This is a genomic window from Devosia sp. SL43, from assembly GCF_021729885.1.
Taxonomy (GTDB): domain Bacteria; phylum Pseudomonadota; class Alphaproteobacteria; order Rhizobiales; family Devosiaceae; genus Devosia.
The window spans coordinates 3577494-3602172 of sequence record NZ_CP063401.1 but is presented as its reverse complement, the minus strand read 5'-3'; the positions used below and the strand labels follow the sequence as shown (position 1 = coordinate 3602172).

At 63.6% G+C, this 24679-nt stretch carries 23 protein-coding genes; 7 read left to right on the top strand and 16 right to left on the bottom strand.

All coding sequences use genetic code 11. From position 1 onward, the window contains the following. Positions 1-104 precede the first annotated feature (104 nt). From ileS to IM737_RS17585, 3 genes are all read right to left on the bottom strand, one after another. Complete coding sequence (gene ileS / locus IM737_RS17595) at positions 105-3059, bottom strand: isoleucine--tRNA ligase (protein WP_236896225.1); 2955 nt, start codon at positions 3057-3059, stop codon at positions 105-107. A gap of 82 nt (positions 3060-3141) precedes the next feature. Beyond that, a complete protein-coding gene (locus IM737_RS17590; protein ID WP_236896223.1) occupies positions 3142-4326 on the bottom strand; it encodes a hypothetical protein in 1185 nt (394 codons plus the stop codon). 6 nt (positions 4327-4332) lie between these two features. Continuing rightward, the gene (locus IM737_RS17585) at positions 4333-4665 is read right to left on the bottom strand and encodes a hypothetical protein (protein ID WP_236896221.1); all 333 of its coding nucleotides are present in this window, start codon (positions 4663-4665) and stop codon (positions 4333-4335) included. Between the two features lie 167 nt (positions 4666-4832). Between IM737_RS17585 and IM737_RS17580 the strand changes: the two genes are divergently transcribed. Continuing rightward, a complete protein-coding gene (locus tag IM737_RS17580) occupies positions 4833-5930 on the top strand; it encodes a helix-turn-helix transcriptional regulator (RefSeq protein WP_236896220.1) in 1098 nt (365 codons plus the stop codon). On the opposite strand, the gene IM737_RS17575 is transcribed toward IM737_RS17580, so the two are convergent. The 4 genes from IM737_RS17575 to IM737_RS17560 form a co-directional block, all read right to left on the bottom strand. Further along, positions 5927-6901, bottom strand: a complete 975-nt coding sequence (locus IM737_RS17575) for a bifunctional riboflavin kinase/FAD synthetase (protein WP_236896218.1) — start codon at positions 6899-6901, stop codon at positions 5927-5929. The genes IM737_RS17580 and IM737_RS17575 overlap by 4 nt on opposite strands. Positions 6902-6905: 4 nt before the next feature. After that, positions 6906-7772, bottom strand: coding sequence for a TIGR01459 family HAD-type hydrolase (locus IM737_RS17570; RefSeq protein WP_236896216.1), 867 nt, complete (start codon positions 7770-7772; stop codon positions 6906-6908). A gap of 108 nt (positions 7773-7880) precedes the next feature. Next, complete coding sequence (locus IM737_RS17565; protein ID WP_236896213.1) at positions 7881-9122, bottom strand: EAL domain-containing protein; 1242 nt, start codon at positions 9120-9122, stop codon at positions 7881-7883. Positions 9123-9229: 107 nt separating this feature from the next. After that, positions 9230-10438: an ROK family transcriptional regulator gene (locus tag IM737_RS17560; RefSeq protein WP_236896211.1), complete on the bottom strand. Its 1209-nt coding sequence runs from the start codon at positions 10436-10438 to the stop codon at positions 9230-9232. 173 nt (positions 10439-10611) lie between these two features. On the opposite strand from IM737_RS17560, the gene IM737_RS17555 reads away from it, so the two are divergent. Then, positions 10612-12039: a sigma-54-dependent transcriptional regulator gene (locus IM737_RS17555; protein ID WP_236896209.1), complete on the top strand. Its 1428-nt coding sequence runs from the start codon at positions 10612-10614 to the stop codon at positions 12037-12039. 131 nt (positions 12040-12170) lie between these two features. Here the strand turns inward: IM737_RS17555 and IM737_RS17550 are convergent, their stop codons facing one another. From IM737_RS17550 to IM737_RS17540, 3 genes are all read right to left on the bottom strand, one after another. Further along, positions 12171-13136, bottom strand: coding sequence for a DMT family transporter (locus IM737_RS17550; protein WP_442874145.1), 966 nt, complete (start codon positions 13134-13136; stop codon positions 12171-12173). Between the two features lie 59 nt (positions 13137-13195). Further along, positions 13196-13387, bottom strand: coding sequence for a hypothetical protein (locus IM737_RS17545; RefSeq protein ID WP_236896207.1), 192 nt, complete (start codon positions 13385-13387; stop codon positions 13196-13198). 539 nt (positions 13388-13926) lie between these two features. Then, positions 13927-14289: a DUF427 domain-containing protein gene (locus tag IM737_RS17540; protein WP_236896205.1), complete on the bottom strand. Its 363-nt coding sequence runs from the start codon at positions 14287-14289 to the stop codon at positions 13927-13929. Positions 14290-14471: 182 nt separating this feature from the next. Between IM737_RS17540 and IM737_RS17535 the strand changes: the two genes are divergently transcribed. The 5 genes from IM737_RS17535 to IM737_RS17515 all read left to right on the top strand — a co-directional run bounded on the left by IM737_RS17535 (position 14472) and on the right by IM737_RS17515 (position 18649). Next, positions 14472-14762, top strand: a complete 291-nt coding sequence (locus IM737_RS17535; protein ID WP_236896203.1) for a co-chaperone GroES — start codon at positions 14472-14474, stop codon at positions 14760-14762. A 54-nt stretch (positions 14763-14816) separates the two neighbouring features. Beyond that, the gene (groL, locus tag IM737_RS17530; protein WP_236896201.1) at positions 14817-16460 is read left to right on the top strand and encodes a chaperonin GroEL; all 1644 of its coding nucleotides are present in this window, start codon (positions 14817-14819) and stop codon (positions 16458-16460) included. A gap of 138 nt (positions 16461-16598) precedes the next feature. Beyond that, positions 16599-16835: a BrnA antitoxin family protein gene (locus IM737_RS17525; RefSeq protein ID WP_236896198.1), complete on the top strand. Its 237-nt coding sequence runs from the start codon at positions 16599-16601 to the stop codon at positions 16833-16835. Between the two features lie 78 nt (positions 16836-16913). Further along, positions 16914-17783 (top strand): SEL1-like repeat protein, encoded by an 870-nt coding sequence (locus IM737_RS17520; protein ID WP_236896196.1) that lies wholly within the window; start codon positions 16914-16916, stop codon positions 17781-17783. 140 nt (positions 17784-17923) lie between these two features. Continuing rightward, positions 17924-18649 (top strand): EF-hand domain-containing protein, encoded by a 726-nt coding sequence (locus IM737_RS17515; RefSeq protein ID WP_236896194.1) that lies wholly within the window; start codon positions 17924-17926, stop codon positions 18647-18649. A gap of 31 nt (positions 18650-18680) precedes the next feature. On the opposite strand, the gene IM737_RS17510 is transcribed toward IM737_RS17515, so the two are convergent. The 6 genes from IM737_RS17510 to hisS form a co-directional block, all read right to left on the bottom strand. After that, on the bottom strand, positions 18681-19430 hold the full coding sequence (locus IM737_RS17510) for a TSUP family transporter (protein WP_236896192.1): 750 nt from the start codon (positions 19428-19430) through the stop codon (positions 18681-18683). Position 19431: 1 nt separating this feature from the next. Further along, positions 19432-20628: a glycosyltransferase family 2 protein gene (locus IM737_RS17505; protein ID WP_236896190.1), complete on the bottom strand. Its 1197-nt coding sequence runs from the start codon at positions 20626-20628 to the stop codon at positions 19432-19434. A 63-nt stretch (positions 20629-20691) separates the two neighbouring features. Then, the gene (locus IM737_RS17500; RefSeq protein ID WP_236896188.1) at positions 20692-20883 is read right to left on the bottom strand and encodes a hypothetical protein; all 192 of its coding nucleotides are present in this window, start codon (positions 20881-20883) and stop codon (positions 20692-20694) included. A gap of 2 nt (positions 20884-20885) precedes the next feature. Then, positions 20886-21581, bottom strand: coding sequence for an ATP phosphoribosyltransferase (gene hisG, locus IM737_RS17495; RefSeq protein WP_236896186.1), 696 nt, complete (start codon positions 21579-21581; stop codon positions 20886-20888). Then, positions 21578-22642, bottom strand: a complete 1065-nt coding sequence (locus tag IM737_RS17490; RefSeq protein WP_236896184.1) for an ATP phosphoribosyltransferase regulatory subunit — start codon at positions 22640-22642, stop codon at positions 21578-21580. The genes hisG and IM737_RS17490 overlap by 4 nt, the downstream gene beginning before the upstream one ends. Positions 22643-23042: 400 nt before the next feature. Continuing rightward, positions 23043-24512, bottom strand: coding sequence for a histidine--tRNA ligase (hisS, locus tag IM737_RS17485; protein ID WP_236896182.1), 1470 nt, complete (start codon positions 24510-24512; stop codon positions 23043-23045). Between the last annotated feature and the right edge of the window lie 167 nt (positions 24513-24679).

The window sequence follows — 24679 nt, the reverse complement described above, 5'->3', positions numbered from 1 at the left end:
TGGAGTTCAGTGTACTTGACCAACTCGTGCCCCACCCACCGAGCGGCACCTCCCCCTTGATGGGGGAGGCTGGGAGGGGGTGATACTGCGCGACGGGCAAGCCGCTAAAGCCCCACTGCCGCGCGTTCGCGCAAAGCCTGGGCATCGCGCAGCGACACATCGGGGAACTGCGGATCGCTGCCGACTTCGGGCAGAACCTTCCACGAGCGGGCGCAGCGTGTGCCTTCGGCAAGGGCAGCCACCACGGCGACACCCGGCACGTCATCAAGCACAAAGGCATCGGCCGGCACGCCACCTGTCGTATCGATGACGATGGCCGACGTGATGGAAATTTCCGCCATGTCGAGCCCGTCGATTGCAGCAGCAAGGCGGGCGTCTGAGATGATCACGCGCGGGGCGGCCTCGAGGGACGAACCAATGCGCTTTTCCCTGCGCTCGATTTCGAGCGCACCGGTCACGACGCGGCGGACAGCACGAACGAGCTGCCACTTGGCGGCCAGCTCGTCATTGAGCCATTCGCTTGGCACTTCCGGGAACAACCGCAAATGCACCGACGAGCCGGCTTCCGGATGCCGTTCCAGCCACACCTCTTCCATGGTGAACACCAGGATCGGCGCCAGCCAGGCGGTGAGGCAATCGAGCAGGTGATTGAGTACCGTCAGCGACGCCTTGCGCTTTACTGACGAGATCGGGTCACAATAAAGCGTGTCCTTGCGGATGTCGAAGTAGAACGCCGAAAGCTCGATGTTCATGAAGTTCGTCAGCACCGTGACGATCTTGCGGTAGTCGTATTCCTTGTAGGCGCCGCGCACCTGCGCATCGAGCTGCGCAAGCCGGTGCAGCATGAGCTTTTCGAGCTCGGGCATATCCTCGAAGCGGACTTCGTCGGACGGCTGGTAGTGCGCGATATTGCCGAGCAGCCAGCGCAGGGTGTTGCGCAGCTTGCGGTAGCTGTCGACGGTGGTCTGGATGATCTCCTTGCCCAGGCGCAGGTCTTCCGAATAGTCGGACGACGCCACCCACAGGCGCAGGATATCGGCGCCATACTGCTTGATGATGTCCTGCGGGGCGACAGTATTGCCCAGCGACTTGCTCATCTTGCGGCCTTCGCCATCCATGGTGAAACCGTGCGTCAGCACGCTTTCATAGGGGGCGTGGCCATTGGTGGCGCAACTTTCGAGCAGCGACGAATGGAACCAGCCGCGATGCTGGTCGGAGCCTTCGAGATACATCGAGGCCGGGAATTTCAGATGCGGCCACTTTTGCTTGTTGCGCAGCACGAAGGAGTGAGTTGACCCTGAGTCGAACCACACGTCGAGCACATCGGTCACCATCTCGTAGTCGTCGGCCTTGTAGCCGTCGCCGAGATAGCGCTGGGCCGCGCCGGGCTTGTACCAAGCGTCAGCGCCCTCTTCTTCGAAGCTCTGGGCGATACGGTGATTGACCAGATCGTCCTTGAGGATGTCGTTGGTCGCCTTGTTGACGAACACGGTGATCGGCACGCCCCAGGCGCGTTGACGCGACAACACCCAGTCCGGGCGATCGGCGATCATGGCGCGCAGGCGGTTCTGCCCGGCTGATGGGTAGAACTTGGTGGCGTCGATGGCGTTGAGCGCGCGGTGACGCAGCGTATCGCCCGCTTTGCCGTCGATATCGCGATCCATATAGACGAACCACTGCGGCGTATTGCGGAAGATCACCGGCTTCTTGGAACGCCAGGAATGGGGATACTGATGCTTGACGCGGCCGCGGGCGACCATGGCATTGCGCTCGGCCAAAGCCGCGATAACGCGGTTATTGGCGTCGCCCTTCTTGCCGTTGTCATCGATAACACGCGCACCTTCGAGGCCGGGAGCTTCGGACGTGTAGAAACCGTCGTCGCCGACGATGTAGGGAATGGCGGTGTCGATACCCTTCTCGCCGAGGAGGCGAGCTGAATCCATCCAGATGCCAAAGTCGTCGAGGCCATGGCCCGGAGCAGTGTGGACGAAGCCGGTACCGGCGTCATCGGTGACGTGTTCGCCGTCGAGGAGCGGAACATCGAAGTTGTAGCCGCCGCCAAGACCACGGAGCGGATGCTCGGTCACAGTCCCTGCGAGCATGTCCGCCTTGACTGCGAAGACCCGTTCATAGGCCTCGACCTTGGCCTTCTGCATGACTTCGGCTGCCAGCTTGTCGGCAAGAACATATTGCTCGCCAACCGCCGCCCAGTTGCCCTCAGGGGCAGCAGTGACGCGATAGAGGCTGTAGGCGATCTTGCTGGAGAACGAGATCGCCCTGTTGGCGGGGATGGTCCAGGGCGTCGTGGTCCAGATCACCACATAAGGCCTTACAACACCGCTTCCGGAAGCGGGCTCGACCCCGCCAAACCGGCTCACCGGGAACTTCACCCAGATCGTGTCGCTCTCATAATCCGCATATTCGATCTCGGCCTCGGCAAGCGCCGTGCGCTCGACGACCGACCACATCACAGGCTTGGACCCGCGATAGAGCTGGCCGGTGCTGGCCACCTTCATCAACTCCCGCGCGATCTGCGCCTCGGCGTCGAAGCTCATCGTCAGGTAGGGATTGTCCCACTCGCCAAGCACGCCCAGGCGCTTGAATTCCTCGCGCTGCACGTCGACCCATTGCTCGGCAAAGGTGCGGCATTCCTGGCGGAATTCGACGACCGGAACCTCGTTCTTGTCCTTGCCCTTGGCACGGTACTGTTCCTCGATCTTCCATTCGATCGGCAGGCCGTGGCAGTCCCAGCCCGGCACATAGGCCGAGTTGTAGCCCATCATCTGCATCGAGCGGGACACAAGGTCCTTCAGCGTCTTGTTGAGCGCGTGGCCGATATGGATGTTGCCATTGGCATAGGGAGGGCCGTCATGGATCGTGAAGATCGGACGGTCCTTGGCCTGCTCACGCTGCAGCGCATAGATATCCATCTCTTCCCAGCGCTTGAGCCAGCCTGGCTCGCGCTCGGGCAGCCCGGCGCGCATGGGGAAGTTGGTTTCCGGCAGGAAAAGGGTCGCCGAATAGTCGGTCTCGGCGGCGCCCGCAGCAGTATCGGTCATGGAACGGCAATCGGTTGGGAGATTTGGTGCGCCTTTTAGCAAGGCAGGGCGCAGGGGGCAAAGCCTGATTTGGGGTGTAGCGCTATGCCAGCAAGGGCAGGATGCGCTCGCGCACCAAGGCATGAATATCCCCGAACAGGCTGGGATAGAGGCGGTCCGACACCGCGCGGGCCAGCTGCTGCCGATCGGCATCGTGATAGGCGCGAAGGATCGCCGCGCGAATGCCATCGCTGTCGAGCCGGTTTTTCTCGATGATATCGACAGTGCCCAGCGCCTCGGCGGCGCGGGCGTGGCACAGTTGTTCGAGATGCTGGGGAAATGCAATCTGCACCAGCCCCAGGCCCAGACCCAGGCAAAGACTGCCATGCTGACCAGCATGCAGCATCAGGCGTGAACGGCGACCGATATCCTCGGCCGCTACCGCAGCGCGCTCCACAACATGGCCGGCCGCAGCGAGTTGACTGGCCAGTTCCACGGTAATGCCGGGCATGTATATCCGCACTGGAACATCGAGCGACAGGATAGCCGCCATAAGCTCCGCGTCATCGCGCTCCGAGGTCGAGAAGTAGATGAATATCTCGTCGCCGCCCCCCTCAAGGCGCGGCAGCGCCGTATTGAGCGGGGGCAAGGGCATCTCCGATCTCAGGCCCACATAGGGGTCAAGCGCGGCAATAGTCCGCGGCATCGACAGCGCCTGCGCGTAGATATCCGGCAGGCGCGACAAGGGCAGGCCGCCGAAATGTCCCAGCGCGGCATTGACGGTTTTGACCAGCGTGGCCTCGTCGTAGATCCGGGTGGCAAATTCCGGAATGAGCACGGGAAACGTGTCCATATCCGCTGGGGGCACCGAATAGCCTGTACCGACTGCAACCGCTGCGATGCCCGCAAGCCGCGCCGCCAGCAGCGCAACCGGCGAGAAATCGCCGACCAGCAGATTGCTCTGTCGCGCCTTAATCGTGGTCAACCACCAGCCGACCTGGGTAATGAGGAACTGCGGATCACCAAAATTGAGATCGCCGAGAAATTCGCCCCAGGTGGCAGCCTTGGGGTTGCCGGCCTCGCGCCGCCTGGTCTCATTGTGCCACAACACGGCGCCGGGAAAGGCCAGTTCGCAGAGCGGCGCGATTTCGGCGGCGTGATCCATGCGACAAAGCGCAGCGTCATAGATGCAGGCATCGCCGAGCGCCTCGGCGACAACCTTGAGTGTGACGATAGGGCCGCGACCGGCGCCACCTTCCCAGGCGAGAAGGACGCGAGGCTTGGTCATCAGCTGTTAGGTTGGACAGCCGCAGACGCACGGATCGACGGGCACCGGCGGCGGAGCCGGCGGTGGGATGACCACCGGCGGCGGCGGAGCCACGATATCGGGGCCGCCCGCACCGCCACTTTGGGTGACTAGAGGTCCCGAGCTAACGACGCGGTTGGGCAGGCATTCGACTGCATGCTCATTGGGGTCACCCACCATCAGCCCGAGGCATTCGAAGAAGTAGCGTGTCCCCTCGACCACATCCTGGAAGGCGTTGACCTGCGGTGCGGCGACGAACGAAACCGAAAGGGTGAGCGCGATCACTTTGCGCCGTCGCGCGGCGGCCTTTGACAGGGGCATGAGTCCATTTCCTATACTTTCGATGCCCGAAGGTAGGATTCGTGTAGCTCGAGCGCATCGAACACTCGTTCGATGCTTATGCGAAGCAGGCCGTGCAGCACTTCCCGGCAAGCCCTTGCAAATCCAACAAGATCGGTGTCCATTGCCTTGAACGGCAGTGGTAGCTTGTGGACGACGTACTCCGACTGATCGACAGCATTTACGAGGCAGCTGGCCGGCCCGATCATTGGCAGGCGGCGCTGACCCAACTTGCCGACGCTACTGGCAGCATCGACGCCACCATGGGCGGCCAGACCTCGGCTCAGGTGCCCATGCTGATTTCGGCGCGCACCGATCCGGACTACGTGCGCAGCTATGCCGAGTATTACCATGCGCGTAATCCCATGCAGATGGCGGTGTTCGGTCAGCCGGTTGGCAAGGTCGTGCTCGACCACATGGTGATGAACAAGGGTGCCTTCGAGAGTTCGGATTTTTTCAACGAATGGTGCAAGCCGCAGGGCTACCTTGCCGGCGGCGCGCTCAATCTGGCAGCGGACGGCGGATGGCGGGCGACGGTCATGGTGTCGGGCCGCAATGACTATGATCAGGAGCGATATCAGCTGCTGGAGCGGGTCGCGCCACATCTGCGCCGTGCTTTCGAGCTGAACCAGATTCTCCACCAGACACGCGCGCTTGGCGTGGGCGCCATGGCGGCGCTCGAATATGTCGATCGCGGTGTTCTGGTGGTCAACCGCAGTCGCCTGGCCTCGACGGCAAATGCGATGGCCGAGCGCATACTTGGCATCGGGGATGGACTGCGCCTGAAGGGTGGTCAGTTGACTTGCGATCGCCCTGACGAAAGCAAGACCCTCGAACGGGCGCTGGCCAGTTGCGAGCGGGGGACAGCAGACAGCAGCGGCACCACTATAACGATCACGCGGAGCGCCGGACGCAGCCCGCTGTCGCTGATGTGCATCCCCTTCCCAGCCACGGCCTGGTGGCCGGGCTTCGATCAGCAGGTTGCGCTGATCTTCATCACCGACCGCGATACAAGGCTGGAGCAGCGGAGCCAGCGGCTGCGCGCCCGCTTCGGCCTGACGCCGGCCGAGGCCGCTCTCGCCTGGGAGATCGCCAAATCCGGTGGGCGGCAAGAGGCAGCCGAAAGCCGGGGCGTGTCGCTGTCGACGGCGCGGACGCAACTGTCGAGCATCTTTGACAAGACAGGCGTGCGGCGCCAGGCCGAGCTGGTGCGGCTGCTGCTCGATACGCTGGACGAACCCGACTAGCGGAAGAAGCCCAGTTTGCGATCGAGTTCGCTCAGCGGTTCTGCAGCGGCAAGAATATCGCGCGCCTTGCGGCTGTCGCGGTCCATGGCAGTGATGAGTTGGTCCAGCCCGTTGAACACTTCCTGCCCGCGGATATGGCCGATCAGCGCCACCGAAATGGTCTGGCCATAGATGTCCTCGTCGAAATCGAACAGATGCGTCTCGAATGGTGGACGCTGGTTGTTGAACATGGGCTTGCCGAAGGCGGCGACACCGTCGAGCAGCCTGTCGCCCAGCTTGGCCCGCACGGCATAGACGCCCTGCGCCAGCTGGAAATTGGCATGGGTCACCGTATTGGCGGTGGGATAGCCCAGCTCGCGGCCGCGTTGATCGCCCTTGACCACGCAGCCATCGAAAAACCAGTGATAGCCGAGCAGCCGGTTGGCGGCGGAGACCGCCCCCTCCGATAGGGCCGCACGGATGCGGGACGAGGAAATGACCTCGTCGCCCTCGTCCATCAGGTCCAGCGTTTCGACGGCAAAGCCATGCGCGTCGCCGGAAGCCTTGAGGAAGGTCGGCGTGCCGCGACGCTGGCGCCCGAAATGGAAATCGGAACCGACGATAACGCCGGTCACAGCAAGTGCATCGACGAGGAACCGCGAAACGAAGTCCTCCGCTTCAATCTGCGAGAAGGCGCGATCGAAATTGAGGATGGCAATGGCGTCCAGACCGAGGGCTTCTGCCAGTTGCGCCTTCTCGTCGCCTTCCGTCAGCCGGAACATGAAGGGCGCGGGCGCGAAGACGTCCCGCGGATGGGGCTCGAAGGTCAGCACCACGGCTGGCACACCGGCTTCGGCGGCGCGGGCCTTTAGCGTGCCCAGGACTGTCTGATGGCCCCGGTGAAAGCCGTCAAAGCTACCAATCGCGACATAGGCACCGCGCAGGTTTGCGGGGACAGCATCGAGATCGGCAAGGCGCTGAAACTGAGACATGTTCTTACCAGGCGAGACGCGGCAGGAAGCCGGCCAGATGGGCGCGGCTGGGCGCCACGAGATCGGCGATGGCGCTGGGATCGGGCTTGCCGAAGGCATCGAGCTCAGCGGCATGGATCGAACCGGTGACGAAGAGCAGGTCGATGCCGAATTGCGCGGCGCCCGTCGCATCGGTGCGCACGCTGTCGCCAATGGCGAGCACGCGCGACTTGTCGAGCGAGCGACCGGCTGCAACCTCGGCGAGGCGGAACGCTTCCTCATAGATCGGTTGGTAGGGTTTGCCGGCCATCAGCACCATGCCGCCCATTGCGGCATAGAGGTCGCCCAAGGCACCACCGCAATAGACGATCTTGTCGCCATGCTCGACCACACGGTCGGGATTGGCGCAGATCATCGGCAATTTGCGGCTGAGCCAGAGCTTAGCGCGCTCGCGATACATTTCGGGCGTGTCGTCGTCGGTGTCGAGATCGGTCACGACAACCACTTCGGCCTCATCGGCGCCAGTACGGCGCACGTCGAGCCCCTCATAGAGTGCGTCGTCCTCGGTGGGTGGACCGACATGATGGATGGCCTTGCCGCGATACTTGGCGATCATCACCCGCGTCGCATCGCCCGACGACACGATGGCGTCGTAGGCAGGCTTGTCGACACCCAGGCGATCGAGCATCTCGATCAGCGGCGCCGATGGCCGCGGCGCATTGGTGATGAACACCACCTTGCCGCCCGCCTTGCGAAACTGGGTGAGCGCGTCGACTGCACTGGGGAAGGCGGCAACGCCATTATGCACCACGCCCCAGACGTCGCTCAACACGGCGTCATAGCAGCCCGCGAGGTCGGCAAGACCGGAAATGGTAGGCAGCGGATTGGTCATCGCGATTCCGATGCGAAGAGGTTGGCCGTTCTATGTGGCAGCTTGCCCCTCGGGATCAAGGGGAAACGGACATGCGGCCCGGTATCACTGCCTTGCAAGGGCGTGGTGCTAGAACTCGGCTCGGCGCAGTTGCGGGGCGGCGGGGCGGCCGGCTTCGACCATCAAGTCGGGACGCACTGGTCCTGGCGCCGCGATATGGGGACCCTGCACCAGCGTAATGCCGTCTTCCAGCAATTCGACGATCTGCCGCTCGGTGGTGATGCCGGTGGCCAGCAGGGTGACCTCGAAACGGGCGATGTAATTGGCGATGTCCGAGGCATGGAAGTCGGTATAGACCTCCGGCTCCTCGATGAAGCGGGCGGCATCGATGCGCAGCGAGCGCACACCCTGCCCGGCCAGCTCGGCGACGTCGACGCGCAGCGACTTGACGTTGACCAGCGAGAAGCCGGCGCCCTTCTTGGCAACCGCATCGGCAATGGCCCGCTCGCCGGTGGTCAGGCTCTGCCAGTCCGTCTCGTTGATGGCAAAGATCAGCCCCGGTGCAATGGCGCGGTTGGCCTCGAGCGAAGCGATCAGCTGCTCGGAAGCATCGCTATCGCCCAGCGTGGCCCGCGACAGTGGGAGGTAGAGCGTGATGGGCTGGCCGCTGGTCCGGGCGCGGCGGGAAATGGTGATGGCTTCGACCAGGCCAATGCCCTCGATATGGCGCAGCACGTCTTCGCCACCACGGCGCGGCATGAAGTCGGCGCGATCGGCCAGATCGCCATCTTCGAGCATCAGGCGCGGCACCAGGTCATAGCCCTGCGGGCGGCGCTGCGGCAGGGTCACCACCGGCTGGATGTGGTAGATCAGCCGGTTCTCGCCGACGGCCTGGCGCAGCATTTCGAGCGGGATGACCGGCTCGATTTCGCGGGCGGACGTCGCGCGTGGCGGCGGCGCGGCGGCAATCATGCGGTCGCGACCCACGGGCTGAGGCTTGGCCGCGCGATCTTCCATTTCGGCGACCGCCTCGGCCACCTGGCGGATGACTGTGCCCAGCACCGAGATATCGGCCTCGACACCTTCGAGCCGCGCTCCGGCATTGACGTCGGCCATGGCATTGATGCGCTGGCCGAGCACCGCGCCCGCCTGGGCGTCCGTGGCCAGCAAGCGCGAGAGGTCCTCGATGGCCTTTTCGAGCCGGTTTTCCGCACGCTGGCGCAGGGCCCGCTCCATCAGCACGACGCAAGCGCAGCCGAAGACGACGGCAGCGAGAATGGCTTCCGCAGGCGTGAAGATCAGGCCGAAATAGGCGGCGGCACCAACGCCGGCCGCGGCAAGGGCGATGAACGTGTAGACCAGTGCCTGCACGGGCGGACCTTTTGCCTCTTCGATTGCCGGGATTCGGCTCACCCTCATAGCATCGCAGCGAGAGCGGCAAAAGCGGCGCTCCGGCTCTTCCAAGGCTAATTGCAGGTTCAGGTGGCGAACAGGTTCCAGGCCCGGGAGAAGAACTGGTGGAACAGCACCAGTTGCGCCGCACCCGTTGCGGCAGCCGAGGCGCCCAGATGACCCATGCCGACCTGCGGCCGTTCGCTCGCCAGAGAGGGCAGCTCGGCAATATGGTAGCGCACCCGTTCGAGCAGGCGCTCGACGATTACCCGCGGCATGACCCCATCGATGATGGCCTTGTCGAGCTCGATCACCGCCCGCGTGCTGATCACGGCCTTGGCCAGCGCCAGGCCCGCACGGTCGAGCCAGCGCGTCACCACAGGCTCCATCGCGTCCCAGTCCCAGTTGAGTGGGCTGCCCGACGGCAGGCTTTGGCCGACCTTCTCGAGCTGCTGCTGCAGGGCGATCAACGAAGCGACCAGGTGCACGTAGGTCGGCTTGCCATCGGCATCGGAGACCATGATGGCGCCCAGATTGGCGGCATTGCCCGACGGCCCTTCCCACAGGTCGCCATTCACCACGATACCGGCGCCCACGAAGGTGCCGACCTGCATATAGGCAAATCCCAGCGGTCGCGGTGTGGGCTGGGCGATCAACTCGCTCCAGCAGGCGGCGCTGCCGTCGTTGAACCAATGGACCGGCAGCCCGGTGTCGCGCTCCAGGCGACCGGCAATGTCGAGGCCCTGCCACAGCGCCTTCTGCTCATCGGGCGCGCCAAGCCGGCCAATATTGCGCTCGATGTAGGACGGGCTGGCAACGCCGACGCCGGCAAGCCGCTGCCGCTGCATATCGGACATACCGGACTGGATCGTAGCAATCTCAGCCGCGACGTCGGCAAAAATGGTGTTCGCATCGGGCCAGGCATGGCTGCGCCGGACGCTGGCCAGCGTTTTGCCACTCATCTCGAACAGCAGCACTTCCAGATGCCGCCAGCCGATCTCGACCCCGATTGTGTAGGCCCCATGCGGATCGAGAAATAGCGGCGTTGCTGGCTGGCCGCGCCGTCCGCGCAGCACATCGCCGCGGGTGATGAGCCCGCGCAATTCGAGCTCGCTGACAATGCGTGAGGTGGTCTGTGGTCCCAGACCGGTCATCCGCGCCACATCGGCATTGGACGCGCCCGGATTCTGCGCGATCAGCGTCAGCACCGCACGCTCATTGGCAATGCGGACGCCCGACTGGGCGACCCCGCGTGCCAGAGGCCCAAACCCAGCCGTCGCAGATTCCTTTTGCATGCAGCGAGACTTACCGGCAGCGCCAAACACGATCAAGCGGCATTCCTGTTCGCAATCTGCAACGGGCGGAACGGTTTATTTACCCTGTTGCCCAACAATCGCCTGCAACACCGGGAAAGCGGCGGCGGCCGCACCGGGGACTGCACTTGATCCAAACGCGAGGGCCGGGCCGCATGGCGATGCATACTCGAAGCGATGGCGCGCCCGGCGGACGGCTGCTGCTGATCGACCGCGACGAATCGCATGCCCAGATGGTGACAGAGACCCTGTCGCAATGCCTGGGCCAGGCCGCGCGCATTACCGTTGCTTCCGGCGGGAGGCCCGGTGCCGAACTCATGCGCGACGTCGATTTCGATATCGTTCTCGCCGATCTCTCCAGCCTGGGCGACCTGGCCGAGCGCAGCGACGACGCGGTGGGGCGGCTGGTCCGGCTATCGCGCGGCGCGCTGCTGGTTGCCCTGTCGGACGGGGCCTCAGTTTCGGCGGCCGTGGGCGCCATGCGCGCCGGGGCGCATGATTATGTCGCCAAGCCCATCAATGGTCCAGCCATGGCGGCGCGTATCGGCGAGCTGGCCGAACGCCACGGCAAGGGCCGCTCGCTGGGCATCGACACGCGCAGCGCCACCGGCCTCAGCGATTTCGCCGGCTTCATCGGCTCATCGAGCGCCATGCAGTTCGTCTATGAGCAGATCGGCCGTATCGCGGCGTCGTCGGCTCCCGTCTTCATCACCGGCGAAAGTGGCACCGGCAAGGATGTCTGTGCCGAAGCGCTGCATGCCAAGGGTCATCGCGCGGGCAAGCGCCTGGTCGCCATCAACTGCGCCGCCATCCCGCGCGATTTGCTCGAAAGCGAGCTGTTCGGCGTTGCCCGTGGCGCCTTCACCGGGGCCCACGAAGACCGCAAGGGCGCGGCTGAACTGGCCGATGGCGGCACGCTGTTTCTCGACGAAATCGGCGAGATGGATCTCTCGCTTCAATCCAAACTTCTGCGCTTTCTGCAGACCGGCACGCTGAGCCGGGTCGGCGAGGCCGGCGTGCGCCATGTCGATGTGCGCGTCATCTGCGCTACCAACCGCAATCCGATGCAGCTCATCACCGAGAAGAAATTCCGCGAGGATCTGTTCTACCGGCTGCATGTCCTGCCCATCCATCTCCCGCCGTTGCGGCAGCGGCCCACCGACATCATGGTGCTGGCCCGTCACTTCCTTGAGCGCTATGCCGCCGAGGAGCACAAGCGCTTTGCCGGCTTCTCGTCCGAAGTCGCTGGCCTGCTGACATCAGCTGAGTGGCCAGGCAATGTGCGCCAGTTGCAAAACCTGGTTCGCCGACTGGTCGTGATGTGCGATGGCGGCGAAATCACCCCGCATATGCTCGGTGCCGCCGACATCGAATCGCGCGGCCTCGCACCAGTCAGCGAGACGCCCCGCGCCGAGCGCCGCCCCGCCATCCTGCCGATGTGGCAGCAGGAGCAGCGCATTATCGAAGATGCGATCACCAGCTTCGGCGGCAATGTCTCGCTCGCGGCTGCGGCGTTGGAGATCAGTCCGTCGACGATTTACCGCAAGCGTCAGGGCTGGGCTGAGATGGCTCAGGCGAGCTGAGTGGCACGCCCTCGTGGTTCGAGGCGCCAGGAGGCGCACCTCACCATGAGGACTACTTTTAACTCGGTATCCCAGTAGCCTCATGGTGAGGTGCGAGTCCTTCACGAGAACAGAACCACGAGGGCGTGGCGCTAAGGCGTATTCGCTTCCCGGGCCTTGACCCGATCCAGCCCCAGATAGTGCTCGCGCAGGATCACCGCGATGCCTGACAGCACGATGATGCTGGCGCCGATGATCATGGTCAGCGTCGGCACCTCGGCGAAGACGACGAAGCCCAGGATGATGGTCAGGATCAACGAGACATATTCGAACGGCGCGATGACAGACATGTCTGCATAGCGGTAGCACGACGTCATCAGCAGCTGCCCCACCCCGCCCGCGACGCCGGCGCCAATGAGCAGTGCGGCTTGCTGCGGCGTCGGCCACACCCAGCCAAACGGCGCGGTCAGCAGCGACAGGATCGAAGCACTGATGAAGAAGTAGATGACGATCGCCTCGGTACGCTCGGTCTGCACCAGCTTGCGCACCTGCATCATGGCAAAGGCTGACAGCACCGCCGAGGCCAGGGCAGCGAGAGCGCCGATCGTCGTCGCATCGTCCATCGGCGTGCCGGCCGAAAATACTGTCAGGCGCGGCCAGAGAATGATGACGACGCCAACCAGCCCGACCATGACGGCGGTCCAGCGAAACAGATGCACCCGCTCTTTGAGGAGCAGAGCACTAAACACCACGATCAGCAGTGGCGCAGCATACTGGATGGCGGTGGTTTCCGGCAGCGGCAGGCGCGTCAGGGCGAAAAAGCCCAACCCCATCGAAGCAACGCCAATGAAGGCCCGCACGATGTGCCCCTTCGGATCCCGCGTGTGCAGGGCCGTGCGCAACTGGCGACGCCACGCGAGATAGATCAGCACTGGTGGGATCGCGAATAGGCAGCGGAAAAACACCAGTTGCCCCGCTGGGATCGTCTCGGTCGCCTTGAGCAATGTGGCCATGACCACGAAAAAGCCCACGGACACGACCTTGAGCACAATGCCGCGCAAAGGCCCGCCTGCTCGCTGAGCAGGGCCGGTCGAGGCAGCATTGGGGGAACTGGTCACGGCAGTCTCGTCGCTGGGACGAAAGGAAGTGCGGGCCGCCGCAGCGCCCCGCCGGTGCGTCAGCCTTTGGTGGCTTCCAGCTTTTCCTTGGCGATGCGCGCAGTGGCGAAAGCCTTGTGTTCGGGGCCAACGGCCGAACCGGTCTTGATCACCTTGCCGGTGGCGTCATGGATTTCCCAATGCCAGTTGGCATTCGGGCCGCTGCCGCCCTTGAGGCGCAGCTTGATCTGTAGGGTGCTATCTTGGGTCATGGCCGCGTTATGGCGCAGGTTGGCGCGCGGGGAAAGGGGGAAAGTTGCGGTCGGTAACCGGTCGTCTGCAGTTCAGCGAAAACAAAAGCAAAGGAACCCCCACCTAGCCTCCCCCTGAAGAGGGGGAGGAACCCGCCCAGTGGTTCGTCGCTGTATCGAGGGGCCAAACTCGATCTGTCCCTCCCCCTCTTCAGGGGGAGGTTAGGTGGGGGTACCCTTCCTTCTTCCGACTTATCCCGCTTCTCCCCGCCCCCAAAGCTTCAGGTACACTCCGCCCCATCACCCCACACGGCGGCCTGCAGGCGAACAGTGGTGGGGTGGGCCGGGTGGGGATTTTGCCTTCTCCCACAGGTTCGCGTTTCGGCCGTGGGTTGCTATGACAACCCGCCGCCGGAAACGTTCCAAAAACCGGCACCCCGAGACGGCTTCCGTCTCACTTTTTACTTTACCAGAGGCGAAAGCCGTCTCGGGGTCCGCTCGCTGCCCTCTTGGGCATGCGACCACACGATAACCGCAACCCAGGCGGCGCTCTGGCACGCCTACACTTCGGAGTAGCGAATTTCGATGCGATCACCCCAGAACGCCAGATGATCCCGGATCGGCTCCACCAGCGGGCACGGATCGGGATAGTACCAGACCTGGTCCGGGCCATCGGCGGTCAGCGTCTTGATCGTGTAATACGAGGCCTCGCCCTTATACGGGCATGTGGTGTGCGTATCGGTGGCTTCCAGAATTCCAGGCTGGATGTCCTCGCGCGGAAAATAGACCCGCAATGGCGCGCCCGGCTCGTCGAGCTCCAACGCGTTCAGCGAGCTGCCGATCTCGGCATCGTCGAAGATGACATGCACGCGGCCCTTGGCCGGGGTGATCTTGATATCTTTGTCGAGACATTGACGCGTCATAATTACCTGCCATCAGACGGTTGGGATCGATCCGGCTCAACGCGCGAGACAAAACTTCGGTTCACTTGCCTTGACACCCAGAGGCCTCAGCCATATATCCCCCTCACCCTGTTAGCACTCTACAATCGCGAGTGCTAACAGTGCCAAAATTGCATTCCAGAATGTTGCCATAGGAGCAAAACATGGGCTTCCGTCCTCTGCACGACCGCGTGGTCGTCCGTCGTCTCGACGGTGAAGAAAAGACCAAAGGCGGGATCATCATCCCCGACACCGCCAAGGAAAAGCCAAGCGAAGGCGTCATCGTCTCGGTCGGCCCTGGCGCTCGTGACGATGCTGGCAAGATCAACGCCCTCGACGTCAAGGCTGGCGATCGCGTGCTGTTCGGCAAGTGGAGCGGCACCGAGGTCAAGCTGAATGGCGAAGACCTGCTGATCATGAAGGAATCCGACATCATGGGCATCGTCGAAGTCTAAGCGACTTCACTGCCCCGTCGTCCTTTCCATTCCACACTTTAAGGAGCGCCTCACATGGCTGCCAAAGAAGTAAAGTTCTCTACAGACGCACGCGACAAGATGCTGCGCGGCGTCAACATCCTGGCCAATGCGGTCAAGGTGACCCTCGGCCCCAAGGGTCGTAACGTCGTTATCGAAAAGTCCTTCGGCGCCCCGCGCATCACCAAGGACGGCGTGACCGTCGCCAAGGAAATCGAACTCGAAGACAAGTTCGAGAACCTGGGCGCCCAGCTGCTGCGTTCGGTCGCTTCCAAGACCAACGACATCGCCGGTGACGGCACCACGACCGCAACCGTTCTCGGCCAGGCCATCGTTGTCGAAGGCGTCAAGGCTGTTGCCGCCGGCTTCAACCCGATGGACCTCAAGCGCGGTATCGACCTGGCTGTTGCCGAGGTCGTCGAAGCGCTGAAGGCCGCTTCGGCTCCGATCCAGAATTCGTCCGAAGTCGCTCAGGTTGGCACCATCTCCGCCAATGGCGAGAAGGAAATCGGCGACATGATCGCCGAGGCCATGCAGAAGGTCGGCAACGAGGGTGTCATCACCGTCGAAGAAGCCAAGACCGCTGAAACCGAACTCGACGTCGTCGAGGGCATGCAGTTCGACCGCGGCTACCTGTCGCCATACTTCGTGACCAATGCCGAAAAGATGACTGCGGTTCTCGATGATCCGCTGATCCTGCTGCACGAAAAGAAGCTCTCGAACCTGCAGGCTATCCTGCCGATCCTCGAAGCTGTGGTTCAGTCGCAGCGCCCGCTGCTGATCATTGCCGAAGACATTGAAGGCGAGGCTCTCGCGACCCTCGTCGTCAACCGTCTGCGTGGCGGCCTCAAGGTTGCTGCCGTCAAGGCTCCGGGCTTCGGCGATCGCCGCAAGGCCATGCTCGAAGACATCGCCATCCTGACCGGTGGTTCGGTGATTTCCGAAGATCTCGGCATCAAGCTTGAGAACGTGACCCTGGACATGCTCGGCACTGCCAAGCGCGTCGAGATCACCAAGGAAAACACCACGATCGTGGATGGTGCCGGCACGTCCGAAGACATCCAGGGCCGCGTTGGCCAGATCAAGGCGCAGATCGAAGAGACCACTTCGGACTACGACAAGGAAAAGCTGCAGGAACGTCTGGCCAAGCTGGCTGGTGGCGTTGCAGTGATCAAGGTCGGCGGCTCGACGGAAGTCGAAGTCAAGGAGCGCAAGGATCGCGTCGACGACGCGCTGAACGCTACCCGCGCTGCTGTTGAAGAAGGCATCGTCCCCGGCGGCGGCGTCGCGCTGCTGCGCGCTTCGAACGCCATGAAGGTCAAGGGCGCCAATGCCGATCAGGACGCTGGCATTGCCATCGTCAAGCGTGCCCTGCAGGAACCAGTGCGCACGATCGCCAACAATGCCGGTGCCGAAGGCTCCGTCGTCGTCGGCAAGATCCTCGAAAACGCTTCGATCACCTTCGGCTACAATGCCGCAACCGGTGAATATGGCGATCTGATCGCCATGGGTGTCATCGACCCGGTCAAGGTGGTTCGCACTGCCCTGCAGGACGCTGCTTCGGTTGCATCGCTGCTGATCACCACCGAAGCCCTCATCGTCGAGGCTCCCAAGGACGCTGCTCCCGCAATGGGCGGTGGCGGCGGCGGCATGGGCGGTATGGGCGGTATGGACTTCTAAGAAGTCTGACCCAGAGCTTCGAGGTTCGTCTCTTCCCAGTCACGAACTTCGTGGAAAGGCGCAGTGGAAACACTGCGCCTTTTTCTTATCCCCGGCGCAATCGCATGCGATTACTCTGCCGGCATAGCGGAGGAACCAATGAGACCACCTAGACGTACCGGCAGCGCAATGGACAAGGCCGAAGCCGCCTTCAAGGCGGTGACGACCAAGCCAGCCGAAGACGCCCCCAAGGCCAAAGCTATCCCCGAAGGCAAGGAGACCGTGTCGCTGCGGCTCGATCGCGCTGTGCTGGAGCATTTCCAGGACGACGGCCCCGGCTGGCAGGACCGGATCAACGCGGCGTTGCGCCAGGCGGCGGGCCTCGACGCCGACTGACATCAAACTGTCAGACCAGACTATTTGACAGCAACGCCGTGACGTTTCATTTTCTCCTGCGGCATTTGGATTGAGGGGATGACGATGTCTATGCGTGGGTTGTTGACGGCGGCGACTTTACTGGCTGTTTTGTTGGCCGGAACCGGCGATGCCTTTGCCCAGAAGACCAAGACCAAGGGCGAGACCACTCCGCCTGTCACCCAGCAGGACAATTCGCTCGATCCCAACGATCCCGATGATCTCGAGCAGATCCTTGATGAGGGCGACGACGCCTATTTCGCCGATCGGCCGGACTATGCGTATGCCTTCGAGATGTACTCGCTGGCTGCCAGCGTCAGCGACCCCTATGCGATGAACCGCCTGGGCCTGATGTATGACCGTGGTGAACATGTCGCCCAGGATTTTGGCGAAGCCTTTGACTGGTACTTGAAGGCCGCCGAAACCGGTCTGCCCGCCGCCCAGAGCAATGTCGGCAGTATGTACAATGCCGGCGACGGCGTCCGGCAGAACTATGCCGAGGCGCTGAAGTGGTTCCGCCTCGCCGCCGACAATGGCTATGGCTATGCGATGTATGCCCTTGGTGACCTGTACCTGGCCGGCAACGGCGTCGCCAAGGATGCCGAGGAAGCCACTGCCTGGTTCCAAAAGGCATCCGATGCCGGCGACGCCAATGGCCACTGGTCGCTGTCGCTGCGCTATCTCTACGGCGACGGGATCGGCAAGGACACACAGCGCGCCGCCGAGCTCGCCTACCTGGCACTGACCAATGGCCTGCAGGTCGCCCTCGACGAATTCGGCGATATCCGCAACGCCGACACCTCGCCGAACTATCGCCGCGCCATCCAGGAAATGCTCAAGCGCGACGGCTTTTATACGGGTGCCATCGACGGCAGCTTTGGCCCTGCGACGCAGCGCGCCCTCGAGGCCGCCTTCAACACGGCCCAGTAGCCTTTCCGAAAGATTACAGGAGCATTACCGCAAGATTAAATCACGCGGCGGAACACCTTGGTTAAGGCGGGGTTAACCACCCGAACACTCTGTTGTGATGACCGGATAATCCGGTCACGACAGCATGAGGACCCCAATCAATGTCGATCTCCAGCATATCGGGAGGACAATCGGCGTCGCAGTTGATGCGCCCCGCCTTCCGCCCCCCCAGTTTCGAGAGTCTGGATACCAACGCGGATTCCAGCCTGACCCTGGATGAACTCAAGGCCAACGCGCCCAAGGGCACGTCAGCAGCCGATGCGGACAAGCGGGCAGAAGCCCTGTTCAAGGCGATGGATGCCGATCAGGACGGCAGCGTCACCAGCACGGAAAAGGACACGTTCGATACCGCCATGGCCGACCAGCGTCAGGCCATGGCCTTCATGACGCAGCAGATGGCTACCCCATCCAATGCCGATGTCTTCGCACAAACCGACACCGACGGGGACGGTGCGGTGACGATCGAAGAATTCGGCAGCGAGGACAGCGCTTCCGAAGTTGGCAGCGAGGCCCTGCAGAAGCTCTTCGACCTGATCGATGCCGACGGGGACGGCTCGATCACGGAGACCGAGAGCTCGGAGTTCCTGGACACGATCAAGTCGGCGATGGAAGAAAACCGGCCGGCCGGTGGCCCGCCTCCGGGTGGCCCACCACCAGGCGGCCCTCCACCAGGCGGACCGCCGCCGGCTGATGCTGCGGCGACCGAGGATGAGACCGAGGACAGCACGACCACCACGTTGTTCTCTGCCGCGCAGACTGCCTACAAGACGACCCAGCAGCAGAGCTTGCTGGAGCAGCTCGTGTCGATCTTCGACTCGGCGGCCTGATTCAGGTGGGGGCGTCCGCGCCCCCGCCTCCTCACGGGAAAAACAGCAGCTTGACCGCTATGCTGATGGAAATCACCACCACCAGCGGCCGGATGAGCTTGGCGCCGAAGCGGATACCGGCGCGGGCGCCGGCATAACCACCGACAAGTTGCCCGCAGGCCATGGCAATGGCGGCAGGCCAGACTACGTCGCCGGCCGGGATGAAGATCACCAGCGCAGCCAGGTTCGAGGTGAAGTTGAGCACCTTGGTGTGGCCGGAGGCCCGAGTGATGCCAAGGCCCAGCAGTGTCACGAAGCAGATGGTGAAAAACGAACCCGTCCCTGGGCCAAAAATGCCGTCGTAGAAGCCTAGGGCGAAGCCGATGGCTGGCACGGCGAGCGCGAAGGGCAGACGGGCGGTGCGATCTGAATCGGACAGGTTCGGCGCGAACAGGAAGTAAAGCGCAATGCCGATCAGCGCGACCGGCACGGCCACTTCGAGCAAGCTGACATCGACGCGTTTGACCACCAGGGCGCCGATCAGGCTGCCGGCGAAGGTCAAGGCGATCGCCGGGAGCAGTGCCCGCAGCGAGACGAAGCCGCGCCGCCAGAATGTGACTGCGGCCATGGCGGTGCCGACGACGCCTTGCAGCTTGTTGGTGGCCAGGGCCGAAACGGGCGGCAGGCCGACAAAAAGCAACGCGGGAATGCCGATCATGCCGCCGCCGCCGGCCACCGCATCGACGAAGCCCGCCAGCATGCCGACGCCGACCAGCGCCAGAAGGATCATCGGATCGAGCATGTCAGTCCTGATCGTCCGCTGGCGGCAGTTCCGCGATGCGGCGTTCGTAGATGGGAATGTTGATCATCGACGACATGAAGCCGCTCATCATCAGTTGGAAGCCACAGACCATCGCGGTCATGGCAACGATGACGGCACGCATGGTGCTGGTGAGATTGAGCGGACCGAAATCGCGTTCGGCCCACTCGCTTAGGCCCCAAACGAGCGAGGCAAAGCCTGCCAGCATGAGGAGGATGGCAACGGCCAGGACGCGTTCGAGGGTCAGCGCTTCGAGCAATCGATCATAGCTGCCGGAGCGGGGAATGAAGCCGTAGCGTGAGGCGAAGCGGCGGCCGATGACGGCAAAGGAAATCGACTGCAGACCGACAATGATGCAGAGCGCCGCCACGAGAAAGGTGTGGACGTCGAAGCTGACTCGGCCATAGCGCACCGGCCCAGGCAGCAGGATGGCGCCGACGACGAGGCCAACCCAGAGCAGGGCAATGCCGGGATAGAGGAACAGCCAGCGCGGCGAGAACAGCAGCAGGAAGCGCAGGTGGCGCCAGCCATCGCGGAAGGATCGCAGGTGCGGCGGGCGGGAGCGGCCATCCTTGTCGAGTGTGGTGGACACCTCGCGCACATCGAGCTGGGCCAGTGTTGCCTTGACCACCATTTCGGAGGCGAATTCCATGCCGGTGGTGCGCAGCTGGAGCGCGCGGATGGCTTCGGTGGAGAAGCCGCGCAGCCCGCAATGGAAGTCGCGAATGGGGGTCTTGAAGAACAGGCGACCGACAAAGCTCAGGACGGGGTTGCCGATATAGCGGTGGAGCCAGGGCATGGCGCCGGGCGCGACGCCGCCGGCAAAGCGGTTGCCCATGACCAGGTCCGCGCCCTCGCGCAGGGCCGCCACGAAGGCGTCGAGCTTGGAGAAATCGTAGCTGTCGTCGGCATCGCCCATAATGATGTAGCGACCGCGGGCGGCGGCAATACCACCGGCGAGGGCGGCACCATAGCCGCGCTGGCTGATCGGGACGACGCGGGCACCGTTGGCGGTGGCGATGTCCTGAGAACCATCATCGGAGCCGTTGTCGGCAATGAGGATTTCACCTGATATGCCGCTACGATCGAGATAGCTGCGCGCCTTGGCGATACAGGCGGCCAAAGTCTCCGCCTCGTTGAGGCAGGGCATCAGGATGGTCAGTTCGAGCGGTGCGGCCAATGTGCCCCCCAAGGCCATATCACAGCCTTCTGCCGTGAATCGGGGATCAGTGGCAATGGCGGTTCAGTCGCCGCCACCGCCGCCGTCTCCGCCACCACTATCGCCGCCGGCGTCATTGTCGGGCGTCGACGAAGAGCTATCGCCATTACCGGATTGCCGGCGGCGGGGGCGTTTGCGTTGGGCGCTCCACAAGATGATGATGACACCCGCCACCGCGCCGATAATGAGCAGGCTTTCGAGAACGTCGCCGTTCATTGTCACACTCCCAGGCGGGCCAGCACCGCATCCAGCTGGCTCCGGCGTCTCGGCGAGAACGCGGCGGTGCGCGAGACGATGAGACAGGCTTCGCTCTTGAGCATTACGCCATCCTCAAGCACGCGCAAGCCGTTGGCTGACAGCGTCGAGCCGGTCGAAGTGATATCGACCACGATATCGGCAACGCCGGACGCCGGCGCCGCCTCGGTAGCGCCCAGGCTTTCGACCGTGCGGTATTCGGCGATGCCGGCGAGGGCAAAGTGCTGGCGGGTGATGGTGATGTACTTGGTGGCAATGCGCATCCAGCGGCCATGGCGGCTGCGGAAGTCGGAGGCGACGTCGGCCAGATCGTGCATGTGGGTCACGTCGATCCAGGCATCGGGAACGGCCACGACAACATCGGCAGCACCGAAACCCAGCGGCTTGGCGATGGAGACCGAAGCCGGGCCCGCTTCGCTGGTCTCGTGGATCAGGTCGAGTCCGGTGACGCCGAAGTCGATGGTGCCGCGGATCAGTTCGCGGGCAATCTCGGAGGCCGGGAAGAAGCGCACCGTGACCTCGGGCATGCCCTCGATGGCGCCGAGATAGGAGCGGGCGCCGCCGGGGCGGGTGATCACTAGGCCGTTGGCGGCGAACCATTCGCGCGTAAGTTCCTCGAGGCGGCCCTTGGAGGGGACGGCAAGTGTGATGCCGGTCATGGCGCGACCTCCGCTTCGAGGCGATCGACCCAGACCGAGCAGCCGGAAGCTGCGATGGGCGCTGTTGCGCCGAGGCGTTCGAGCAGGCGGTCGTATTGGCCGCCCGAGGCGAGGATTTCGCCGCCGGGGCCGGTCATTTCGAAGACGATGCCGGTGTAATAGTCGAGGCGGGGGGAGAAGCTGGCGTCGAAGCTGACGCGGCTTTCGCCCAGGCCATTGAGATGACGGCGGATGGCGCGGATCGGCGCGCCAAGCATCAGCTTGTGCCTGATGGCCAGGGCCTCGACCTGGGTCAGCGCCTGCAGCACCGGGCCGGAGATGGCGAGGTAATCGCGCAGCAGCTTGAGCGTTGCGGCAGGCACATGCGCGGCGTCGAGCGCCTGCTGCTCGAGATAGCGATCGGCGATCTCGTCGGGCGTGCGGCCTTCGGAAAGGCTGAGACCGGCGGCGACCATCTGCTCGGTCACGTCGTCGACCAGCGCCTTGCGGCCGGGTTGCTTCCGGCGCTCGGCATCGGGCGCGGCTTCGAGGCGCGACAGCAGCCGATCGAGCGCTTCGGTGTGGCCGAAGCGGTTGCGAATACGGGGGCGCCAGGCATCGGGCATATCGGCCTGGACCAGCAGAGCCTCGAAGAGACCAACACCACCGAGGCGCACATCTGGACTGACGCCGAAAATGGAGCAGGCGGCCCGAGCAAAGGTCAGCACCTGATCGAGGGCGACATCGCCATCCGGCTGGGCCAGCAGTTCGATACCGGCCTGGTCAAACTCTGCGGCGCCGGTTTCGCGCTGGCGGAAGATTGTGCCGAGATAGGAAAAGGCAGCCGGTCGGCCCACGCCATCGGCGATATAGGCCTCGACGATGGGCAGGGTGAAATCGGGGCGCAGGCAGTATTCGGCGCCGGTGCTGTCAGTGGTCAACAGCAGCCGGCGGCCGAACTCTTCGCCGGCCAGGTCGAAATAGGGGTCGGCCGAAAGCAGTAGCGGCGGCGTGGCGCGATTGGCGCCCTGTGCTTCCACGAGGGCTTCGAGATTGGCGCGGCGGAGGGCGGCGCCGGTCATGGGGTTGCACCCGATAGGAGGCGAGATCGTGCCCAGGCACCGAACGGCACCTCCCCCTTGATGGGGGAAGCTGGGAGGGGGTGCGGGAGCCCCGATATCGGGACCACCCCCCACCCTTGATCCAGCCATTCGAGCAAGCTCTTATGGACTTCTCGCCTAAAATCGCTCCGCCGGAGCGATTTTGCCTGTCGGCCGGCTCGAAGCCCCACAGAGGGGGAGGGTGTCGACTGGTATATCGGCGACCAATCACACGACATATCTACCCCACCCACCGGGTCCTTCCGGCGAAGGCCGGAATCCATGCGCGGGACCATCCACAACGCCGCGGTCGGGGCAGTCTGCCGGACATGGATCCCGGCCTTCGCCGGGATGACATCGTGGGTGGGGAATGTGCGGGGCATCATTGCTCGCTCAGCAGCTTCAGCACAGCGGCCACCAATTCGTCGCGCTTCACCTCGAACTGGCCCGGCCTTGCGGCCTTCCATTCGGCATTGTCGGTGATGGCCTGGGCGGCCTGCTTGCCGGCGATCAGGTCCTTGATCTGCACGATGCCCTGTTCGCGTTCCTGGCTGCCTTCGATGATGACGATGGGCGAGTTGCGTTTGTCGGCATAGGCGACCTGCTTGCCGAAGTTCTTAGTGTTGCCCAGGAACATTTCGGCGCGGATACCGGCCTTGCGGAGTTCGGAGACCATGGCCTGGTAGGAGGCCGTCTGGTCCTTGTCCATGACGAGGACGACGACCGGACCTGTTGGCTCGGTGGCATTGAGATTGCCGGTGAGCTTGAGCGCATTGGCGAGGCGGGAAACGCCGATGGAGAAGCCGGTGGCGGGAACCGGCTCGCGGCGGAAGCGGGAGACGAGGCCGTCATAGCGGCCGCCACCACCAACGGCACCGAAGACCACGTCTTGGCCCTTCTCGTTCTGGACTTTGAAGGTGAGTTCGATCTCGAAGACCGGGCCGGTATAATATTCGAGGCCACGGACAACGGAGGGGTCGATGCGGATGCGGTCGGGGCCGTAGCCGGCGGCAGAAAACAACTCGCGCATCACGTCGAGATCAGCAACCCCATTCGTGCCCCGCTCGGACCCGGCAACGGCGCCGTACAACATAAAGAGCTTCTCAGAATCGCTGCCATTTACGCTTTCTGTAAGTTTCAAAATGCGATCGATGGAAGGCGCATCCAAACCCGCGCCCTTGGTGAAATCTCCGCTCTCATCCTTGCGGCCCGCTCCAAGTAGCAACTTGACGCCCTCTGAGCCAAACTTGTCGAGCTTGTCGACCGCGCGCAACACAGTGAGCTTCTGCTCATCGGTGGTGACACCGGCAGCTTCGAGCACGCCGTCTAACACCTTGCGGTTGTTGACCTTGACGACATACTTCCCCGCCAGCCCCAGCGCATCCATGACGTCAGCCATCATCATGCACATCTCGGCGTCGGCTTCCGGTCCCCCTGCCCCGACCGTATCCGCGTCGAACTGCATGAACTGGCGGAAGCGGCCCGGGCCGGGCTTTTCGTTGCGGAAGACGTAGCCCTGGCGATAGGAGCGGTAGGGCTTGGGCAGCGCCTCGAAATTCTCGGCGAAATAGCGGGCGAGCGGCGCCGTGAGGTCGTAGCGCAGGCTCATCCACTGCTCGTCGTCGTCCTGAATCGAGAAGACGCCGGCATTGGGTCGATCGGTATCGGGTAGGAACTTGCCGAGGGTCTCGGTGAGCTCCAGCAGGGGCGTTTCGACCGGGTCGAAGCCATAGCGCTCATAGACCGCCTTGATCTTGTCGATCATGGCGCCGACGGCGGCGATTTCGCCGGGCGTGCGGTCTTCGAAACCGCGTGGCAGACGCGGGGCGATCAGCTTGGTCTTTTCGGTCATCTGGCAGTCCTTCAAGTCGCGGTGTTGTTAGCGGATCGGGGTGTTGGAAACAACCCGAGAAGCCGGGCATGCCAAAGCCCCGCGCGGCGAAACCGGGCGGCCTGAAAGACCGGCAATGGCGAGACCACGGTCTCGGGGGTAGGCGATAGAAATGATGAGGCCGCAGT

Excerpts from the sequence above, each read along its gene's own strand:
- ileS (WP_236896225.1), bottom strand. The coding sequence starts at position 3,059 with ATGACCGATACTGCTGCGGGCGCCGCCGAGACCGACTATTCGGCGACC.
- IM737_RS17590 (WP_236896223.1), bottom strand. The coding sequence starts at position 4,326 with ATGACCAAGCCTCGCGTCCTTCTCGCCTGGGAAGGTGGCGCCGGTCGC.
- IM737_RS17585 (WP_236896221.1), bottom strand. The coding sequence starts at position 4,665 with ATGCCCCTGTCAAAGGCCGCCGCGCGACGGCGCAAAGTGATCGCGCTC.
- IM737_RS17575 (WP_236896218.1), bottom strand. The coding sequence starts at position 6,901 with ATGTCTCAGTTTCAGCGCCTTGCCGATCTCGATGCTGTCCCCGCAAAC.
- IM737_RS17570 (WP_236896216.1), bottom strand. The coding sequence starts at position 7,772 with ATGACCAATCCGCTGCCTACCATTTCCGGTCTTGCCGACCTCGCGGGC.
- IM737_RS17560 (WP_236896211.1), bottom strand. The coding sequence starts at position 10,438 with ATGCAAAAGGAATCTGCGACGGCTGGGTTTGGGCCTCTGGCACGCGGG.
- IM737_RS17555 (WP_236896209.1), top strand. The coding sequence starts at position 10,612 with ATGGCGATGCATACTCGAAGCGATGGCGCGCCCGGCGGACGGCTGCTG.
- IM737_RS17545 (WP_236896207.1), bottom strand. The coding sequence starts at position 13,387 with ATGACCCAAGATAGCACCCTACAGATCAAGCTGCGCCTCAAGGGCGGC.
- IM737_RS17540 (WP_236896205.1), bottom strand. The coding sequence starts at position 14,289 with ATGACGCGTCAATGTCTCGACAAAGATATCAAGATCACCCCGGCCAAG.
- IM737_RS17535 (WP_236896203.1), top strand. The coding sequence starts at position 14,472 with ATGGGCTTCCGTCCTCTGCACGACCGCGTGGTCGTCCGTCGTCTCGAC.
- groL (WP_236896201.1), top strand. The coding sequence starts at position 14,817 with ATGGCTGCCAAAGAAGTAAAGTTCTCTACAGACGCACGCGACAAGATG.
- IM737_RS17525 (WP_236896198.1), top strand. The coding sequence starts at position 16,599 with ATGAGACCACCTAGACGTACCGGCAGCGCAATGGACAAGGCCGAAGCC.
- IM737_RS17520 (WP_236896196.1), top strand. The coding sequence starts at position 16,914 with ATGACGATGTCTATGCGTGGGTTGTTGACGGCGGCGACTTTACTGGCT.
- IM737_RS17515 (WP_236896194.1), top strand. The coding sequence starts at position 17,924 with ATGTCGATCTCCAGCATATCGGGAGGACAATCGGCGTCGCAGTTGATG.
- IM737_RS17510 (WP_236896192.1), bottom strand. The coding sequence starts at position 19,430 with ATGCTCGATCCGATGATCCTTCTGGCGCTGGTCGGCGTCGGCATGCTG.
- IM737_RS17500 (WP_236896188.1), bottom strand. The coding sequence starts at position 20,883 with ATGAACGGCGACGTTCTCGAAAGCCTGCTCATTATCGGCGCGGTGGCG.
- hisG (WP_236896186.1), bottom strand. The coding sequence starts at position 21,581 with ATGACCGGCATCACACTTGCCGTCCCCTCCAAGGGCCGCCTCGAGGAA.
- IM737_RS17490 (WP_236896184.1), bottom strand. The coding sequence starts at position 22,642 with ATGACCGGCGCCGCCCTCCGCCGCGCCAATCTCGAAGCCCTCGTGGAA.
- hisS (WP_236896182.1), bottom strand. The coding sequence starts at position 24,512 with ATGACCGAAAAGACCAAGCTGATCGCCCCGCGTCTGCCACGCGGTTTC.